This window comes from Streptomyces kanamyceticus, assembly GCF_008704495.1.
In the GTDB taxonomy this organism is placed as follows: Bacteria; Actinomycetota; Actinomycetes; order Streptomycetales; family Streptomycetaceae; genus Streptomyces; species Streptomyces kanamyceticus.
Window position 1 is genome coordinate 8,033,252 of record NZ_CP023699.1, and the last position, 18,550, is coordinate 8,051,801.

Sequence of the window (18,550 nt, forward strand, 5' to 3'; positions counted from 1 at the left end):
GGGGATCACACCAGGGACGGCACCACGCAGTCGATCAGGAAGGGTCCCGGCTCCGCGAGGCCCCGCTTCAGGAGGGCCGCGAACTCCTCGGCCGTCTCCGCCCGTTCGGCGGGAACGCCCATGCCGCGCGCCAGCGCGACGAAGTCGAGGGGCGGGCCCGAGAGGTCGAGCAGCCGACGGGCCCGGGCCCCCGCCGTGTGGGCCCCCACCGCCGCCAGCTCCAGATTCAGGATCGCGTACGACCGGTTGTCGAAGACCACGGTCGTGATGTCGAGCCCTTCCCTGGCCTGCGTCCACAGCGCCTGCACCGTGTACATCGCGGCGCCGTCCCCGACCAGCGCGAGCACGGGCCTGTCGGGGCAGGCCACCGCGGCGCCCACGGCGAGCGGCAGGCCCTGCCCCATCGCCCCGCCGGTCAGCGTCAGCCAGTCGTGCGGCGGCGCGCCCGCCGTCGCGCCGGGCAGCCAGAGCCCGGAGGTGTTGGCCTCGTCGACGACCACGGCACCCTCGGGCAGCAGCGCCCCGATCACGGCGGCCGCCGACTCGGCGGTGAGGTCACCCGAGGGCAGCGCGGGCCGCGCGGCCTCCTCCCGTACGGGGGACCCGGGCCCCAGCACCTCCGCGAGCCCCGCGAGCGCCGCCGTCACGTCCTCCGGGCCCGCCGCGAGCGTGTGCACCTCGCACCCCTCGGGCACCAGAGCGCCGTCCTGCCCGGGATAGGCGAAGAAGGCGACGGGCGAAGCGGCCCCGGCGAGCACCAGGTGCCGTACGCCCGCGAGGCGGCGCCGCGCGTCGCTGGGGAGATAGGGGAGCCGCTCGACGACGGGGCGACCCGCGCCGCGCTCGGCGCGGGCGGGGAACGTCTCGTACAGCAGCGCCGCGCCGGTCGCCGCGGCGATCCGCGCCGCGGCCGCGAGCCCGGCCCCGCGCACGGCCTCGCCGCCCAGCAGCACGGCCGCGCTCTTGCCGCTCCGCAGCGCGTCGGCGGCGCCGGTCACCGCGTCCACCGAGACGAGCCCGCGCCGGGCGGGGCCGGGCCGCGCGGCGGCGGGCGGGTCGCCCGCGTCCGACCAGGACACGTCGGCGGGCACCACCAGGGTCGCGATGCGCCCGGGCGGCCCGGTCGCCGCGGCCACCGCGTCCGCGACGTCGCCCGCGAGTTCGGCGGCGTGATACGTACGCCGGGTCCAGCCCGAGACCGTACCGGCGAGCGCCTGGATGTCGGACTCCAGGGGCGCGTCGAGCCGCTTGTGGCGCAGCGCGTGGTCGCCGACGACGTTGACCAGCGGGGTCGCGGCGCGCCGCGCGTTGTGCAGGTTGGCGAGGCCGCCCGCGAGCCCCGGGCCCAGGTGCAGGAGCGTGCACGCGGGCCGTCCCGTCATCCGCCCGTACCCGTCGGCCGCGCCCGTGGCCACGCCCTCGAAGAGGCAGAGCACGGGCCGCAGTTCGGACACGTCCTCAAGAGCCGCCACGAAGTGCATCTCGGAGGTCCCCGGATTGGCGAAGCAGGCGCGGACCCCCGCGCCCACGAGTCCGTCGATCAGGATCTGCGCTCCGTTCGGCATGGCGATCCGCCTCTGCTCGGTGGGCAGGGTGCGCGGGAGCGTCGGTGGCCGACGTCCGGCGCGTGGGAGGGGTGCCAGTCTTCACGGAGTCCGGTCCTGGACGGCAGCCGGGATCCGGCCAGCCGGATCGGGCCCGCCCGGGCCGAACCTGCGCCGGTAGTCGCTCGGGCTGAGCCCCGTCTCGCGGCGCAGCCTGGCGCGCAGATTGGCGGCCGTACCGAGGCCGCTGCGGCGCGCGACGACGTCCAGACGTTCCTCGCCGCGCTCGATGAGTCGGCAGGCCAGGGCCACGCGCTCGCCGGTGAGCCAGGCCAGCGGGGTGGTGCCGAGCTGGGCGCGGAAGCGGCGGTGCAAGGTGGCGGGGCTGACCCCCGCGCGTGCCGCGAGACCCGGCACGGAGAGGGATTCCCCGAGCCGCTCCTGCGCCCAGGCGAGCAGCGGGGCGAGCGACTCGTCCCGCACCTGCGGAACGGGCCGCTCCACGAACTGCCGCTGGCCTCCGTCCCGGTGGGCCGCGAAGACGAGTCGCCTGCTCACGGAGTTGGCGACCTCGGCGCCGAAGTCCCTCCGTACGATGTGCAGCCCCAGATCGAGGGCGGCCGAACTGCCCGCCGCGGTGAGGATGTCCCCGTCGTCGACGAAGAGCACGTCCGGTTCGAGCCGCACGGCCGGAAACCGCTCCCGGAAGGCGTCCGCCCACTGCCAGTGCGCGGTGGCCCTGCGCCCGTCGAGCACCCCGGCCTCGGCGAGGGTGAAGGCGCCGCTGCAGAAGCCCACCAAGCGGGCCCCGCGCGCGTGCGCCCCGCGGACGGCGTCCAGGACGGCGGGCCGCCGCGGGACCTCGGTGTCGGGCCTGTTGGGCACGATCAGGGTGTCCGCGGAGTCGGCCGCTTCGAGCCCCGCGACTCCGGTGAGCGTGAAGAACCCGTCCCGCATCAGGGTGCCGGGCTCCGGCGAGCAGAGCGTGAAGTCATAGAGTTCGCGGCCGAGTTCGGGCCTGCGCAGGCCGAAGACCTCCGTGGCGCAGCCGAGCTCGAAGGGGTTGGAGTTCTCGTCGACGATCACCACGACGCGGTGGAGGCGGCCGGGCGGCGGCTGCGAGGATCCTTGTGGCATGTGCGATTTCTAGCACTCACACCCCGTGGCCCGCACGGCCGAGGATCGCTGCATGAGCACCGAACCCCTCTCCCTCGACCAGGCCCTCGCCTCCTTCGACGCCCTGTGGAGCCCGCGCATCGTCACGCGGGTCAACGACTACGACGTACGCGTCGCGAAGGTCGAGGGCGAGCACCTCTGGCACGTCCACGACGACACCGACGAGTTCTTCCTCGTACTCGGCGGCGAGCTCCACATCGACCTGCGCGAACCGGCGGGGGAGCGCCGGGTCACGCTCCCCGCGGGCTCGGTCTTCACCGTCCCGTCCGGCGTCGAGCACAAGCCGTACGCCCCGGACGGCGCGCGCATCCTCCTCTTCGAGCCCAGCGGGACCCTGACGGTGGGCGACCGGCACGACGAGATCCCGGACCACGTGGACGCGACGACGGGGCACGCGCTCACCGTCTGAAGCCCCGCGTGGCTACGCGAGACCGGGGACCGTCGCGATCAGCAGGTCGATCAGCTTGATCCCGACGAACGGCGCGATGAGCCCGCCCAGGCCGTAGACGGCCAGGTTGCGGCGCAGCAGGTCCTGCGCGGAGGCCGGTACGTAGCGGACTCCGCGCAGGGCCAGCGGGATCAGGACGACGATGATCAGCGCGTTGAAGATGATCGCCGAGGTGATCGCGGAGGTCGGGCTGTGCAGGCCCATGACGTTCAGCGACTCCAGGCCCGGATAGGCCCCGGCGAACATGGCGGGGATGATCGCGAAGTACTTCGCGACGTCGTTCGTGATCGAGAAGGTGGTGAGCGCGCCCCGGGTGATGAGGAGTTGCTTGCCGATCTCGACGATCTCGATGAGCTTGGTCGGGTTGGAGTCCAGGTCCACCATGTTCCCGGCCTCCTTGGCGGCGGAGGTACCGGTGTTCATGGCCACGCCGACATCGGCCTGGGCGAGCGCGGGCGCGTCGTTGGTGCCGTCACCGGTCATCGCGACGAGCTTGCCGCCCTCCTGCTCGCGCTTGATCAGCAGCAGCTTGTCCTCGGGCGTCGCCTCCGCCAAGTAGTCGTCCACGCCCGCCTCCTGGGCGATCGCGCGGGCCGTCAGCTGATTGTCGCCGGTGATCATGACGGTGCGGATGCCCATGCGGCGCAGCTCGGCGAAGCGCTCCCTGATCCCGTCCTTGACGACGTCCTTGAGCTGGATCGCGCCGAGCACCCGCGGCCCGTCCCCGTCGTGCACCGCGACGAGCAGCGGGGTGCCGCCCGCCTGCGCGATCGCGTCGGTGTACTCGCGCGCCTCGCGCGGCACGCGCCCGCCGTAGCTCTCCACCCACGCGATCACCTGGGCCGCCGCGCCCTTGCGGATCGCGCAGAGCGCCCCGTTCTCCCAGCCCATGTCGACGCCGCTCATGCGGGTCTGCGCGCTGAACGGCACGAACCGCGTGTGGCCCAGCTCCCCGTCCGCGGGCTCCCGCAGGCCGTACGCGTTCTTCGCGAGGACGACCACGGAGCGGCCCTCGGGGGTCTCGTCGGCCAGCGAGGAGAGCTGGGCGGCGTCCGCGAGGGCGAGTCCGTCGATGCCGGGCAGCGGCACGAAGGCCGCGGCCTCGCGGTTGCCGAGCGTGATGGTGCCCGTCTTGTCGAGCAGCAGGGTGTTGACGTCGCCCGCCGCCTCGACCGCGCGCCCGCTCATCGCGAGGACGTTGCGCTGGACGAGCCGGTCCATGCCCGCGATGCCGATGGCGGAGAGCAGCGCGCCGATCGTCGTCGGGATGAGCGTGACGAGCAGGGCCACCAGGACCGTCGTCGACTGGGCGGCCCCCGCGTACGAGGCCATGGGCTGGAGCGAGACGACGACCAGGATGAACGCGACGGTGAGCGCGGCGAGCAGGATGTTCAGCGCGATCTCGTTGGGCGTCTTCTGCCGGGCGGCGCCCTCGACCAGCGCGATCATGCGGTCGAGGAAGGAGTTGCCGGGCCGGGACGTGACCCGCACGACGATGCGGTCGGACAGTACCGTCGTGCCGCCGGTGACCCCGCTGCGGTCGCCGCCCGACTCGCGGATGACGGGCGCCGATTCGCCGGTGACGGCGGACTCGTCGACCGCCGCGACGCCCTCGACGACCTCGCCGTCGGCCGGGATCGTCCCGCCCGCCGCGACGACGACGAAGTCGAAGGGCTGGAGCTCGGCGGCGGACACGGCCTCCGTCGTGGCGTGGCCGACGTCCGTGCCGACCCGCCAGTTGTCGCGCAGGCGCAGCGCCACCGTGTCCGTGCGCGCCTTGCGCAGCGAGGCGGCCTGCGCCCTGCCGCGGCCCTCGGCGACCGCCTCCGCGAGGTTGGCGAAGAGCACGGTGAGCCACAGCCAGCCGCCGATGACCCAGGTGAACACCGCGGGGTGGAGGAGCGCGGAGAGCGTGGTGAGCACGGCGCCGACGGCGACGACGAACAGCACGGGGGTGCGGACGAGCGCGCGCGGATGCAGTTTCCGTACGGCCTCCGGGAGGGCGGCGAGCAGATGGCGCGGCTGGAAGAGCCCGGCGGGGCGGCGCCGCGCCGAGCGGCGTACGGCGGGCGGGGGCGGGGGAGCGGGCGCGACGGGAGCGGGAGCGGGGGTGTGGGTGGGGGCGGCGGAGGGCATGCGGGGGAATCTATGGCTCCGGGGACCCTCAAAACCCCTGTGACGTGGGGTATTTGCGGCTCTCTTACGGACGCGTCGCACCGCGCGTCAAGCCTGCGTCAAGGGGGCGGGGCGAGGCGTCAGGGCGGCATCAAGGCGACTCGAACCGGTGTGCGCCACCCCGCAGACTGATCGGCGCGGGGGGCGGTGACCGTCCGGCCGGGACCACGAGGGGGGTCGCGGCCGGACGGTCACCGCCGTCGGGCCAGCCCGTTCACCGGACCATCGATCAGCTCTGCGCGGTCTCCTCCGAGCGCTTTCTACTCAAATTTGACTAGACTGGCCCGCATGCCAGAGAAAACCATCCCCCTCCTCCCGTGCCAGGAGATCCAGCCGGTGGTCGACTTCTACACCGCGCTGGGTTTCGAGACGACCTACCTCCAAAAGAGCCCGTACGCCTACGCCGCCTTCGAGCGAGGCGCCATCGAGCTGCAGTTCTTCGCCATGAAGGGGTACGACCCGAAGGAGTCCTACTCCGGCTGCTACGTCCTCACCGACGACGTGGCGGCACTGCACGCCGCCTTCCGCGCCGGGCTCAAGGCGGCGTACGGCAGGATCCCCGCCCGGGGGCTGCCCCGCATCGGACCGCTCAAGGACATGTCGTACGGAATGCGGCAGTTCCTGATGAGCGACCCCGGCGGCAACAGCATCCGCGTCGGGCAGGCGATCGGCGAGGACCAGTCGATGCGCCCCGCGCCCAAGGGGACCTTCGCGCGCGCCCTGCACACGGCGGACCTGTTCGCCGACTCCAAGGAGGACCTGCCGGGGGCCGCGAAGATCATCGATCGCGCGCTCGGCCTGACGGACGAGCGGCCCACGCCCGAACAGGAAGTGCGCCTGCTCGTCCTGCGCGGCGACATCGCCCAGCGGATCGGCGACGACACCCTGGCCGAGAGCTTCCTCGCCCGCGCGGCCGGGGTCGAACTCACCGACGGGGAAAGGGAGTCGACACACGACGCCCTCGCGCGCCTCGCCGAGCTGCGGGACTGAGTCCCCCGCACGTCAGAGCCTCGTCAAAGTCCCCGCTCGCGACGCCAGGACCGCGTCAAGGCCCGTGTCCCCGGCGGCCCTTGGGGGAGGGCGTGAGGCACGCTCCCCCAAGGGCATCCGCCCGGGAAACCGCCCCGCCGGACCAAGGGGTGCCATGAGCGATGACGTACGACCCGGAGCGCTGAAGGTCTATCTGGGGGCGGCCCCCGGCGTCGGCAAGACCTGCCGCATGCTCGACGAGGCGCACCGCAGGGCCGCCCGCGGCACCGACGTGGTCGTCGGGGCCGTCGCGTGCCACGGCCGCCCGCACACCGAGGCGATGCTCGCGGGCCTGGAGGTGCTGCCGTCCGCCGGGGGCGGCCTCGACCTCGCGGCACTGCTCGCACGCCGCCCGCGCCTCGCCGTCGTCGACGACCTCGCGGAGATCAACACCCCTGGAGGCGGCCGCCGTTCGCGCCGCTGGCAGGACATCGAGGAGCTCCTCGCGGCCGGTGTCGACGTCATCACCGCCGTCGACATCCGGCACCTGGAGTCCCTCAACGACGTCGTCGAGAAGATCACCCGGGTGCCCGTCACCGAGACCGTCCCCGACCGCGTCGTCCGCCGCGCCCGGCAGATCGAGCTGGTCGACATGGACCCCGAGGCGCTGCGCCGCCGCATGGCGCACGGCGGTATCCACGCCCCCGAGGACATGGACGCGGCCCTCGCCCACCACTTCCGCCCCGGCAACCTCACCGCGCTGCGCGAACTGGCCCTGCGCTGGCTGGCCGGACACGTCGGCGAGCAGCTCAGGAGCCACCGGAGCGAGCACGGCGGCGACGGCGTCCGCGAGGCCCGCGAGCGCGTCGTCGTCGCGCTCACCGGCGGCCCCGAGGGCGAGACCCTGATCCGCCGCGCCGCCCGCATCGGCGATCTGCCCCGCACCCTCGGCGCCCCGCACTCCGGGGGCGACCTGCTCGCCGTGCACGTGGCCCGCAGCGACGGCCTCGCCGCGGGGGCCTCGCACGCCGCCCTGGTCCGCCAGCGCCGCCTGGTGGAGAGCCTCGGCGGCAGCTACCACTCGGTCGTCGGCGACCACGTGCCCACCTCCCTGGTCGAGTTCGCCCGCGCGGAGAACGCCACCCAGCTCGTCCTCGGCACCAGCAGACGCGGCCGCCTGGAGCGCTTCCTGACCGGCAGCGGCATCGGCGAGACCGTCGTCGCGCTCTCCGACGACATCGACGTCCACATGGTCACGCACGAACGCGCGGGCGGCGGCCGGGTGTTGCCCTCCCTGCGCCGTACGCTGCCGCACTCGCGCCTGATCGCGGGCCCGGTCGCGGGACTCGTCCTGCCGCTGCTCCTCACCGCCACCCTCGCGCTCGACGGGATGCGCGGCACCCTGAACCTCACCAGCGAGGCGCTGCTCTTCCTGCTCACCGTGGTCGGCGTGGCCTGCATCGGCGGCGTCGCCTCCGCCGTCCTCGCCTCGGTCACGGCGTCGCTGCTGCTCAACTACTGGTTCATGCCGCCGATCGGCCACTTCACTCTCGGCGACCCCAACAGCATGGTCGCGCTCGGGGTGTTCGCCGTCGTCGCGGCCACCGTGGCCGCCGTCGTGGACCGCTCGCTGCGGCTCTCCCGGCGCTCGGCGCGCGCCACCGCGGAGGCCGAGACGATGTCCTCGCTGGCGGGCAGCATCGTCCGCGGCGACCATGCCATCCCCGCGCTCCTGGAACGCACCAGGGAGACCTTCGGCATGGAGTCCGCCGAACTCGTCGACGAACTCCCCGATAGCGACGGGGCGTTGGTCGGCGTGCCGGTCGGCACCGGCTCCTTCCTGGTGCTGCGAGGACGCCCGCTGCCGTCCTCCGCGCGCCGCGTCCTCGCCGCCTTCGCCGCACACGTCGGCGCCGCCCTGGAGCGCGCCAGGCTGGCCGAGGCCGCCGCCGAGGTCGAGCCGGTCAAGGCCGCCGACCGGATGCGCACCGCGCTGCTGCGGGCGGTCGGCCACGACCTGCGCACCCCGCTGGCCGCGGGATGGGCCGCCGTCGCCTCGCTGCGCAGCCGCGACGTCCAGTTCTCCGCCGAGGACCGCGACGCGCTGCTCGCCACCGCCGACGAGTCCCTCGCCAAGCTGGACCGCCTGGTGGAGAACCTCCTCGACCTGAGCAGGCTGGAGGCGGGCGCGCTCACCCTCAAACTCCGGGCCACCGCCCTGGAGGAGGTCCTGGCGCCCGCCCTCGACGCGCTGCCGGAGGGCGGGCCCCGCATCGAGACGCAGCATCTGGAGGGGATCCCCGCCGTCCTCGCCGACCCGCCCCTCCTGGAGCGCGTGCTCGCCAACCTGATGGGCAACGCGGTCCGCCACTCGCCGCCCCACGAGCCGGTCCTCGTCTCGGCGAGCGCGCTCGCCGACCGCGTCGAACTGCGCGTCGTCGACCGGGGCCCCGGACTGCCTCCGACGGGCCGCGAGCGGCTCTTCGAACCGTTCCAGCGGCTCGGCGACACCGACAACAGCACCGGGCTCGGCCTCGGACTCGCGCTCTCGCGCGGTCTGACCGAGGCCATGGACGGCACGCTCACCCCGGAGGACACCCCGGGCGGCGGGCTCACGATGGTGCTGTCACTGCCCTGCGCGGAGTGGCCCGCGGACCTCAGCCCACGTGTACCCGCGGCCGCCGCTCCGGGTCCGGCTCGGCCCGGCGCAGCACCTCCCGGGTGACGGGGGCGACCTCGCCGTCGCCGAAGACGAGGAAGCGCAGCAGATGGCTGAGCGGGTTGCCCTCGGTCCAGTTGAAGTAGGCGTGCGGGACCTGGCCGGTGCGGTCGCGGATCTCGATCAGGACCGCCGCGATGGTGTTGGGCACCCCGGGCCCCGTCACCCGCAGCCTGCGCGAAGCGTGCTTCTCGTCGCCGCACACCGTCAGCGAGGTGGTGAAGTCGGAGGAGTTGTGGACCAGGACCTCCAGGAAGAGCACGGGCTTGCCGCCCGGGATGTGGGTCTGCTCGCGCTGGCTGTACTCCTTGGCGCGGTACTCGGCGGTGCTGTGCTCCTGCGGTTCGTTGGCGATGATCCGCACGGGGCCCGACGCGGCGACCTCGTCGATGAGCCGCGCCGCCGTCTCGTCGAACACCACGCCCGTCGCCCGCAGTTCGAAGGCCCGGTGCACCCGCGAGGCGAAGGACGTCAGGACGATCCCGAGGATGAAGAGCGCCGCGATCTTGATGCCGTCGGGCCGCTCGACGACATTGGTGACCAGGGTGTACGCGAACACGGCGGTGATCAGGCCGAAGCCGAGGGTGGCCGCCCGGTGCCCCCGGTGGCGCACGGCGACCGTCGAGGCGAAGGCGGCGGACAGCATCAGGACGAGGACGCCGGTGGCGTACGCGCCGCTCTGCGCGTCGACGTCGGCGTTGAACCAGAGCGTGATGCCCACCGCGATCGCCATGAAGACGAGGACCAGCGGCCGCACCGCCCGCGTCCACTCGGGCGCCATGCCGTAGCGCGGCAGGTAGCGCGGCACGATGTTGAGCAGCCCGGCGAGCGCGGAGGCCCCGGCGAACCACAGGATGGCGATCGTCGAGACGTCGTAGAGCGTGCCGAACACCTCGCCCAGGTGTTCGTGCGCCAGATAGGCGAGGGCCCGCCCGTTGGCCGGGCCGCCCTTCTCGAAGTCGTCCTGCGGGATCAGGATCGTCGTCGCCAGGCTGGAGAGCAGCAGGAAGCAGCTCATCAGGAGCGCCGCCGTGGTCAGCAGCTTGCGGGTGTCCCTGATCCGGCCCGCCGGTTTCTCGTAGGTGTCCGTGTCGTCGCCCCGGACCTGCGGCATCACCGCCACCCCGGTCTCGAACCCGGACATGCCGAGCGCCAGCTTCGGGAAGACGAGCACCGCGACGCCGACCATGACGAACGGCGAGGAGTGCTCGGCCGTCATCGCGCTCCACCAGTCGCCGACGCGCACCGGCTCGCTGAGCACCAGCCACACCGAGGTGGCGAGCACGATGAGGTTGAGCAGGAGGAAGACGCCGACCAGGGCGACGGCGACGCCGATCGCCTCGCGGAACCCCTTGAGGAAGACCGCGCCGAGCGCCGCGATCAGGACGAGGGTGATCAGGACGTTCTCGCCGTCCAGCCAGTGCGGGGCGAAGGGGTTCTCCACGACGTGCGCGGAGGCGTCGGCGGCGGACAGCGTGATGGTGATGATGAAGTCCGTGGCGGCGAACCCGAGCAGGACGAGGACGAACATCTTCCCCGACCACCAGGGGAGCAGCCGCTCCAGCATGTGGATCGAGCCCTCGCCGTGCGGCGACTCCTTGGCCACCCTGCGGTAGACCGGCAGCGCGCCGAGCAGCGTCAGGGCGATCAGGACCAGGGTGGCGAGCGGCGAGAGCAGTCCGGCGGCGAGGGCCGCGATGCCCGGCTGGTAGCCGAGCGTGGAGAAGTAGTCCACGCCGGTCAGACACATCACGCGCCACCACTTGTGGCCCTGGTGCTCGGCGGGCGGGGTGCCGTGCGGGCCCTGGTGCCGGGCGGACAGCTCGGTCAGACCTTCGAGGAGCCAGGCGCGCAGAGGGTGCGGGGACTTCGCGGTCATGCGCACATCGTCGCGCGGGGGCGTCAAGAGTGCGTGAAGACCGGGCCGTTCCGCGCGAAGAACGCGCAAGGAAAGCGCTTTTGCGCGCGGAACCGGACAGAACCTGGGCGCACCTGCCCACGGCCGGACTCGTACGCGCCGCAGCGCGGGGTCCATCCGCCCCCGAGCCCCCGGGGCCCCAGAAGGAGTACGCGCATGTCCGTCCTGACCAGCAAGCCGGGGACCACCCCCCTCGACGAGGAACCGCCCGATACCGGTGAGAAGCACCGGCTCACCGCCGTCACCGGGCTCGCGGCCCTGTCCCTCGACGCGATGGCGTCCGTCGCGTACGGCCCCGAGGCGATCGTGCTCGTGCTGGCCGCCGCGGGCGGCTACGGCCTCGGCTTCACCCTCCCGGTCACCCTCGCGATCGCCGCCCTGCTCGCGGTCCTCGTCGCCTCCTACCGCCAGGTGATCGCCGCCTTCCCCGACGGCGGCGGCTCCTACGCCGTGGCCAAGACGCACCTCGGCCGCCGCACCAGCCTGGTCGCCGCCGCCTCGCTCGTCCTCGACTACGTCCTGAACGTCGCGGTCGCCGTCACCGCCGGTGTCGCCGCCCTGACCTCGGCCTTCCCCGAGCTGTACGGCGATCGCCTGTGGCTCTGCCTGGCCGTGCTCGTCCTGATCACCGGCATCAATCTGCGCGGCATCGTCGACTCCGCACGGGCCTTCATCGCCCCGACCGCGGTCTTCGTCCTCTCGATGCTCACCCTGATAGCCGTCGGCCTCTTCCGCTCGTCCCCGGTCAGCACCGAGGCCGCGCGGGGCCATGCCTCGGTCGTCGCCGACAACGCCACCACCGTCGGCGCGCTGCTGCTGCTCAAGGCGTTCGCCTCCGGCTGCTCCGCGCTGACCGGCGTCGAGGCCATCGCCAACGCCGTGCCGTCCTTCCGCGCCCCGCGCGCCAAGCGCGCCCAGCACGCGGAGATCGCCCTCGGTGCCGTACTCGGCGTCATGCTGATCGGCCTCGCCGTGCTGATCTCCCGCTTCCACCTGCAGCCCGTCGAGGGCGTCACCGTGCTCGCCCAGCTCGCGGACGCCTCCCTCGGCCACAACTGGGCCTTCTACGTCATCCAGTTCGCGACGATGATCCTGCTCGCCCTCTCCGCGAACACCTCCTTCGGCGGCCTGCCCGTCCTCCTGAAGCTGCTCGCCCGCGACAACTTCCTGCCGCACGTCTTCGCCCTCAAGGCCGACCGCCAGGTCCACCGGCACGGCGTCCTGACCCTCGCCGCGATCTCCGCCGCCCTGCTCGTCTTCTCCGGCGGCGACACCAACACCCTCGTGCCGCTCTTCGCCATCGGCGTCTTCGTCGGCTTCACCATCGCGCAGACCGGCATGGTCCTGCACTGGCACCGCGAGCGCGGCCCGAAGTGGCTCGGCAAGGCCCTCCTGAACGGCCTGGGAGCGGTCCTCACCGGCGTCAGCGCGGTCGTCGTCACCGCCACCAAGTTCCACGACGGCGCCTGGCTGATCGTGGTCGCCCTGCCCCTCCTGGTCGCCGCCTTCGAGACCGTCCACCGGGCCTACGCCCGCATCGGCGAGCGGCTGGGCCTTGGCCGGGTACCGGAGTGCCCGCACCGCGACCGCTCCCTCGTGATCGTCCCCGTCTCCTCCCTGTCCCGCCTGACCAGCGAGGCCCTGACCGCCGCCGTCTCGCTCGGCGACGAGGTCCGCGCGGTGACCGTCTGCCACACCGACCCGGAGGACCGGGCGCAGGTCGAGGCCCTGGAGCGGGACTGGGCGCTGTGGGGCCCGGGTGTGGACCTGGTCCGCGTTCCCGCCGAGCGCCGCACCATCGGCAGGCCCATCGCCGCGTACGTACGGGAGATCGAGGCGGCCCGGCCCGGCACCCGCGTCACCGTGCTGATCCCCGAGGTCGAGCCGGCCCGCGCCTGGCAGCGGATCCTGCAGAACCAGCGCGGCGCGGTGGTCGCCCACGCGGTCCGCAGGGACACCGACGCGGCCATCTGCAGGCTGCGTTTCCGGCTCTCCTGACAGGGGCGCCGCCAGCGGTCGTAAGAGAGCCGTCAAGAGGCCTCTTGACGGCGTATGGACGGCGTCAACGGCGGCGGGATCCGGCCGAAACAGCGGTTTCCTCTAATCGTCAGACCAAGTAGTTCATCCATCCACTTCCTTCCTCAGGAGCTCACGATGGCCGACGTGGCCTTCGTCGTCACCACGATCGCGGTTTTCGCGCTGGTGGCACTCGTCGCCAAGGGGGTGACCAAGCTGTGACTGCCGAGAACATCGTCGGCCTGATCGTGGCCGTCGCCCTGCTGGGTTATCTCGTCCTCGCCCTCGTCTTCCCGGAGAGGTTCTGAGCACAGATATGAGCCCCGTTCTTGCTGGTGTGCTCCAGCTGCTGGCGCTGATAGCGGCGCTGGCCCTCGCATACCGCCCGCTCGGCGACTACATGGCCCACGTCTACTCCTCGAAGAAGCACCTTCGCGCGGAGAAGTGGATCTACAAGGCCATCGGCGCCAACCCCGACACCGAGATGCGCTGGCCCGCGTACCTGCGCGGCGTCCTCGCCTTCTCGGCGGTCGGCGTCCTCTTCCTCTACCTGATGCAGCGGCTCCAGGGCTCGCTGCCCGGATCGCTCGGCTTCAAGTCGATCGACCCGGACCAGGCGTTCAACACCGCCGCGTCGTTCGTCGCCAACACCAACTGGCAGTCGTACTCCGGCGAACAGGCCATGGGCCACGTCGTGCAGACCGGCGGCCTCGCCGTACAGAACTTCGTCTCGGCGGCCGTGGGGATCGCCGTGGCGGTGGCCCTCGTGCGCGGCTTCGCCCGCTCCCGCACCGGTGAGCTCGGCAACTTCTGGTCCGACCTGGTGCGCGGCACCGTCCGCATCCTGATCCCGATCTCCGTGATCGGCGCGCTGGTCCTGGTCGCCTGCGGCGCCATCCAGAACTTCTCCGGCATCCACGAGGTCGGCCAGTTCATGGGCGGCAAGCAGGAGTGGAACGGCGGCGCGGTCGCCTCCCAGGAGGTCATCAAGGAGCTGGGCACCAACGGAGGCGGCTACTTCAACGCCAACTCCGCCCACCCCTTCGAGAACCCCAACGGACTCTCGAACCTCTTCGAGGTCTTCCTGATCCTCGTCATCCCGTTCGCGCTGACCCGCACCTTCGGCAAGATGGTCGGTTCGGTCCGGCAGGGCTACGCGATCCTCGCCACGATGGCGACGATCTGGATCGGCTTCACGGCGCTGATGATGTGGACCGAGTTCCACCACGGCGGCCCGGCCTTCGACCTCGCGGGCGGGGCGATGGAGGGCAAGGAGACCCGGTTCGGCATCGGCGGCTCGGCGATCTTCTCGGTCGCCACCACGCTGACCTCCACGGGCGCGGTCAACTCCTTCCACTCCTCCAACACCGGCTTCGGCGGCGGCATCGACATGCTGGGCATGCAGCTCGGCGAGATCGCCCCCGGCGGCACCGGGTCCGGCCTCTACGGCATGCTGATCATGGCGATCATCGCGGTGTTCATCGCGGGCCTGATGGTCGGCCGTACGCCGGAGTACCTGGGCAAGAAGATCGGCACCCGCGAGATCAAGTTCGCGGCCTGCTACATCCTCATCACCCCGGCCCTCGTCCTCGGCTTCACGGCCGTGTCGATGGCACTGCCCACGCCCAAGGACTCGATGCTCAACAGCGGGGCGCACGGCTTCTCCGAGATCCTGTACGCCTTCACGTCCGGCGCCAACAACAACGGCTCGGCGTTCGGCGGTCTGAGCGCGGACACCAACTGGTTCAACACCACGATCGGCCTCGCGATGCTGCTCGGCCGCTTCCTGCCCATGGTGTTCGTCCTCGCGCTCGCCGGATCGCTCGCCGAGCAGAAGCCGATCCCGGCCACCGCGGGCACCCTGCGCACCGAAAAGCCGCTCTTCACCGGATTGCTGGTCGGCACCATCATGATCATTACCGGTCTCACCTACTTCCCCGCCCTCGCGCTGGGACCGCTTGCCGAGGGGCTGGCGTCATGAGCACACCCATAAAGAAGCAAGAAGAGCGGGCAGCCGCTCCGGCCGCCGCCCTCGCCCCGCACACGGACGTGCCCAGCGGCAACAAGTCCGCCGACGACGGCAAGGTGGGCGCGGGCCTCTTCGACCCCGCCCAACTCCTCAAGTCCCTGCCGGACGCGGTCCGCAAGCTGCACCCGCGGGTCATGGTCAAGTCCCCGGTCATGTTCGTGGTCCTGGTCGGCTCGGTGGTCACCACCGTGCTCGCCGTGAAGGACCCGACCGACTGGTTCGGCTGGGCGATCACCGCCTGGCTCTGGCTGACCACGATCTTCGCCAACCTCGCGGAGGCGGTCGCCGAGGGCCGCGGCAAGGCGCAGGCCGACACCCTGCGCAAGGCCAAGACCGACACCGTCGCGCGCCGCCTGACCGGCGGCTCCGAGGAGTCGGTGCCCGGCACCGAGCTGCGCATCGGCGACCTGGTCGTCTGCGAGGCGGGCGACATCATCCCCGGCGACGGTGACGTCGTCGAGGGCGTGGCCTCCGTCGACGAGTCCGCGATCACCGGCGAATCGGCCCCCGTCATCCGGGAGTCGGGCGGCGACCGCTCGGCCGTCACGGGCGGTACGAAGGTCCTCTCCGACCGCATCGTCATCAAGATCACGACGAAGCCCGGCGAGACGTTCATCGACCGCATGATCAACCTGGTCGAGGGCGCCGCCCGGCAGAAGACGCCCAACGAGATCGCGCTGAACATCCTCCTCGCGTCCCTCACCATCGTCTTCCTGCTCGCCGTCGTCACCCTCAAGCCCTTCGCCATCTACGCGGGCGCCGACGACCAGACCTCGATGATCGTCCTGACGGCGCTGCTCGTCTGCCTCATCCCGACGACCATCGGCGCCCTGCTCTCCGCCATCGGCATCGCGGGCATGGACCGCCTGGTCCAGCGCAACGTCCTCGCCATGTCGGGCCGGGCCGTCGAAGCGGCGGGCGACGTGTCGACCCTGCTCCTGGACAAGACCGGCACCATCACCCTCGGCAACCGCCAGGCCGCCGAGTTCCTGCCGGTGCGCGGCACCACCGAGGCCGAGGTCGCCGACGCCGCCCAGCTCTCCTCGCTGGCCGACGAGACCCCCGAGGGCCGCTCCATCGTCGTACTCGCCAAGGAGAAGTACGGCCTGCGCGAGCGCCACCAGGGCGAGCTGACCGGCGCCGAATGGGTGCCGTTCACCGCGCAGACCCGCATGTCGGGTGTGGACGTCGACGGACGCAAGGTGCGCAAGGGCGCGACCGGATCGGTCATCGCCTGGGTCAAGGAACGTGGTGGCGAGGTCGCCGAGGATGCGCAGGAACTCAACGACCGCATTTCACAGGCTGGTGGCACGCCGCTCCTTGTGGCTCTGGAAGACGCTGACGGTGCGCGCGTCCTCGGAGTGATCCACCTCAAGGACGTGGTCAAGGAGGGCATGCGCGAGCGGTTCGACGAACTGCGCCGCATGGGCATCAAGACCGTCATGATCACGGGTGACAACCCGCTGACCGCCAAGGCGATCGCGGACGAGGCGGGCGTGGACGACTTCCTCGCCGAGGCCACGCCCGAGGACAAGATGGCGCTGATCAAGCGCGAGCAGGCGGGCGGCAAGCTCGTCGCCATGACCGGTGACGGCACCAACGACGCCCCGGCGCTCGCCCAGGCGGACGTCGGCGTGGCCATGAACACCGGTACCTCGGCCGCCAAGGAGGCCGGGAACATGGTGGACCTGGACTCCAACCCGACCAAGCTCATCGAGATCGTCGAGATCGGCAAGCAACTCCTCATCACCCGGGGCGCGCTCACGACCTTCTCGATCGCCAACGACGTCGCGAAGTACTTCGCGATCATCCCCGCCATGTTCGCGGTCGCCTATCCCTCGCTCGACAAGCTCAACATCATGAACTTGTCGTCGCCCGAGTCGGCGATCCTCTCCGCGGTCATCTTCAACGCGCTGATCATCATCGCGCTCGTGCCGCTCGCGCTGAAGGGCGTGCGCTACCGGCCGATGAGCGCCGACAAGATGCTCCGGCGCAACCTCGGGATCTACGGCCTGGGCGGGCTCGTCGCCCCGTTCATCGGCATCAAGATCATCGACGTACTCATCTCCCTCATCCCCGGGATCGGCTGATCGCCATGAACAACTCCGTAGGAAACACAGCCCGGTTGATAGGAGCAGGCCTTCGCGCCCTGCTCGTCCTGACCGTGATCTGCGGCGTCATCTACCCGCTCGCGGTGACCGGCGTCGCCCAGGCCCTGTTCCCCGGCAAGGCGAACGGCTCCGAGGTGAGCGCGGACGGCAAGGTCGTCGGCTCCGAACTCATCGGCCAGCGCTACGACCTGCCGCTCAAGAAGGGCCAGGAGACGCCCGAGCCCGACCTCAAGTGGTTCCAGCCGCGCCCCTCCAACGGCCTCGGCTCCAACCAGGCCAACGGCGTCAACACGCAGTACAACCTGCTCGTCTCCGGCGCCACCAACCTCGCCGGTGACAACAAGGACCTGATCCAGCAGGTGAAGGACGCCAAGGCGGCCGTCATCAAGGACAACTCCACCGCGGACCACAAGGTCAAGCCCTCCGACGTGCCCGCCGAAGCGGTCACCTCCTCGGGCTCCAGCCTTGACCCGCACATCTCCCCGCAGTACGCCGACCTCCAGGTGCACCGCATCGCGGCCAGGAACCACCTGGGCGTCGAGCAGGTCCAGAAGCTGGTCGACGGGCACACCGACGGACGGATCCTCGGCTTCGTGGGCGAGCCGCGCGTCAACGTCCTCCAGCTCAACATCGCCCTCAAGGAACTGACCGAGAAGGGCTGATGGGCTTAACCGTCACAGGCGGGAGCCGAGGGCCCTGGCACACGCCCGGGTCCCTCGGCTCCCGCCACGAGGAAGAAGGCACTCCGATGACCCGGGTCCTTGTGGTGGAGGACGACGCACAGCTCGTACGGGCTCTCGTGATCAACCTGGAGGCGCGCGCCTACGCCGTGGACGCGGCCCCCGACGGAGCCACCGCGCTCCGGCTCGCCGCCGCCGGGCAGCCCGACGTCATCGTCCTGGACCTGGGCCTGCCCGACATGGACGGCATCGACGTACTGAAGGCCCTGCGCGGCTGGACCCGCGTACCGGTCCTCGTGCTCACCGCGCGGCGCGCCTCCGACGAGAAGGTCGAGGCCCTCGACGCGGGAGCCGACGACTACATCACCAAACCGTTCAGCATGGACGAACTCCTCGCCCGGCTGCGCGCCGCGGTCCGCCGCACCGAGTCCACCCCGGTCTCCCAGGAGAGCGTCGTGGTCACCACCGACGACTTCTCCGTCGACCTGGTGGCCAAGCGGGTCACCCGGCGCGGCCGCGACATACGCCTGACCCCGACGGAGTGGCAGCTCCTCGAAATACTGATCTGCAACCCGGGACGGCTCATCACCCAGCGCCAGCTCCTGCTCGACGTGTGGGGCCCCTCCCACGGCACCAAGACCAACTATCTCCGGGTCTACATGGCCCAGTTGAGACGCAAACTGGAAGCGGACCCCTCCCATCCCCGGTACCTCATCACGGAGCCGGGCATGGGATACCGCTTCGAGAGCTGACGACCGGCGGACG

General features: G+C 71.7%; 14 protein-coding genes. 10 read left to right on the forward strand and 4 right to left on the reverse strand.

Translation table 11 applies throughout. The features are described from left to right. Nucleotides 1-5 precede the first annotated feature (5 nt). Nucleotides 6-1,565 (reverse strand): acetolactate synthase large subunit, encoded by a 1,560-nt coding sequence (locus CP970_RS34940; protein ID WP_191094989.1) that lies wholly within the window; start codon nucleotides 1,563-1,565, stop codon nucleotides 6-8. 81 nt (nucleotides 1,566-1,646) lie between these two features. Further along, nucleotides 1,647-2,681: a GlxA family transcriptional regulator gene (locus tag CP970_RS34945; RefSeq protein ID WP_055551290.1), complete on the reverse strand. Its 1,035-nt coding sequence runs from the start codon at nucleotides 2,679-2,681 to the stop codon at nucleotides 1,647-1,649. Nucleotides 2,682-2,733: 52 nt separating this feature from the next. Between CP970_RS34945 and CP970_RS34950 the strand changes: the two genes are divergently transcribed. Further along, nucleotides 2,734-3,129: a cupin domain-containing protein gene (locus CP970_RS34950; protein ID WP_055551292.1), complete on the forward strand. Its 396-nt coding sequence runs from the start codon at nucleotides 2,734-2,736 to the stop codon at nucleotides 3,127-3,129. Nucleotides 3,130-3,141: 12 nt separating this feature from the next. Here the strand turns inward: CP970_RS34950 and kdpB (CP970_RS34955) are convergent, their stop codons facing one another. Further along, complete coding sequence (gene kdpB / locus CP970_RS34955) at nucleotides 3,142-5,304, reverse strand: potassium-transporting ATPase subunit KdpB (RefSeq protein ID WP_150494387.1); 2,163 nt, start codon at nucleotides 5,302-5,304, stop codon at nucleotides 3,142-3,144. Between the two features lie 327 nt (nucleotides 5,305-5,631). Between kdpB (CP970_RS34955) and CP970_RS34960 the strand changes: the two genes are divergently transcribed. After that, on the forward strand, nucleotides 5,632-6,333 hold the full coding sequence (locus CP970_RS34960; protein WP_150494389.1) for a bleomycin resistance protein: 702 nt from the start codon (nucleotides 5,632-5,634) through the stop codon (nucleotides 6,331-6,333). A gap of 154 nt (nucleotides 6,334-6,487) precedes the next feature. Beyond that, on the forward strand, nucleotides 6,488-9,037 hold the full coding sequence (locus CP970_RS34965) for a sensor histidine kinase (protein WP_150494391.1): 2,550 nt from the start codon (nucleotides 6,488-6,490) through the stop codon (nucleotides 9,035-9,037). Here the strand turns inward: CP970_RS34965 and CP970_RS34970 are convergent. Next, on the reverse strand, nucleotides 8,970-10,910 hold the full coding sequence (locus tag CP970_RS34970; RefSeq protein ID WP_055544545.1) for an APC family permease: 1,941 nt from the start codon (nucleotides 10,908-10,910) through the stop codon (nucleotides 8,970-8,972). The genes CP970_RS34965 and CP970_RS34970 overlap by 68 nt on opposite strands. Nucleotides 10,911-11,105: 195 nt before the next feature. Here CP970_RS34970 and CP970_RS34975 point away from each other — a divergent pair, with 195 nt between their 5' ends. The 7 genes from CP970_RS34975 (at nucleotide 11,106) to CP970_RS35005 (ending at nucleotide 18,537) form a co-directional block, all read left to right on the forward strand. Further along, nucleotides 11,106-12,947, forward strand: coding sequence for an APC family permease (locus CP970_RS34975; protein ID WP_055544544.1), 1,842 nt, complete (start codon nucleotides 11,106-11,108; stop codon nucleotides 12,945-12,947). 54 nt (nucleotides 12,948-13,001) lie between these two features. Beyond that, nucleotides 13,002-13,187, forward strand: a complete 186-nt coding sequence (locus tag CP970_RS34980; protein WP_107098836.1) for a hypothetical protein — start codon at nucleotides 13,002-13,004, stop codon at nucleotides 13,185-13,187. Next, entirely contained in the window at nucleotides 13,184-13,273 is a 90-nt protein-coding gene (kdpF, locus tag CP970_RS34985) for a K(+)-transporting ATPase subunit F (protein ID WP_055544543.1), read from the forward strand. The genes CP970_RS34980 and kdpF overlap by 4 nt, the downstream gene beginning before the upstream one ends. Before the next feature lie 8 nt (nucleotides 13,274-13,281). Then, nucleotides 13,282-14,946, forward strand: coding sequence for a potassium-transporting ATPase subunit KdpA (kdpA, locus tag CP970_RS34990; RefSeq protein WP_055544542.1), 1,665 nt, complete (start codon nucleotides 13,282-13,284; stop codon nucleotides 14,944-14,946). After that, the gene (gene kdpB / locus CP970_RS34995) at nucleotides 14,943-17,084 is read left to right on the forward strand and encodes a potassium-transporting ATPase subunit KdpB (protein ID WP_055544541.1); all 2,142 of its coding nucleotides are present in this window, start codon (nucleotides 14,943-14,945) and stop codon (nucleotides 17,082-17,084) included. Before kdpA ends, kdpB (CP970_RS34995) begins: the two co-directional genes overlap by 4 nt. Nucleotides 17,085-17,089: 5 nt before the next feature. Next, nucleotides 17,090-17,767 (forward strand): potassium-transporting ATPase subunit C, encoded by a 678-nt coding sequence (locus tag CP970_RS35000; protein WP_055544540.1) that lies wholly within the window; start codon nucleotides 17,090-17,092, stop codon nucleotides 17,765-17,767. Nucleotides 17,768-17,853: 86 nt separating this feature from the next. After that, nucleotides 17,854-18,537, forward strand: coding sequence for a response regulator (locus CP970_RS35005; protein WP_055544539.1), 684 nt, complete (start codon nucleotides 17,854-17,856; stop codon nucleotides 18,535-18,537). The last annotated feature ends 13 nt before the right edge of the window (nucleotides 18,538-18,550 follow it).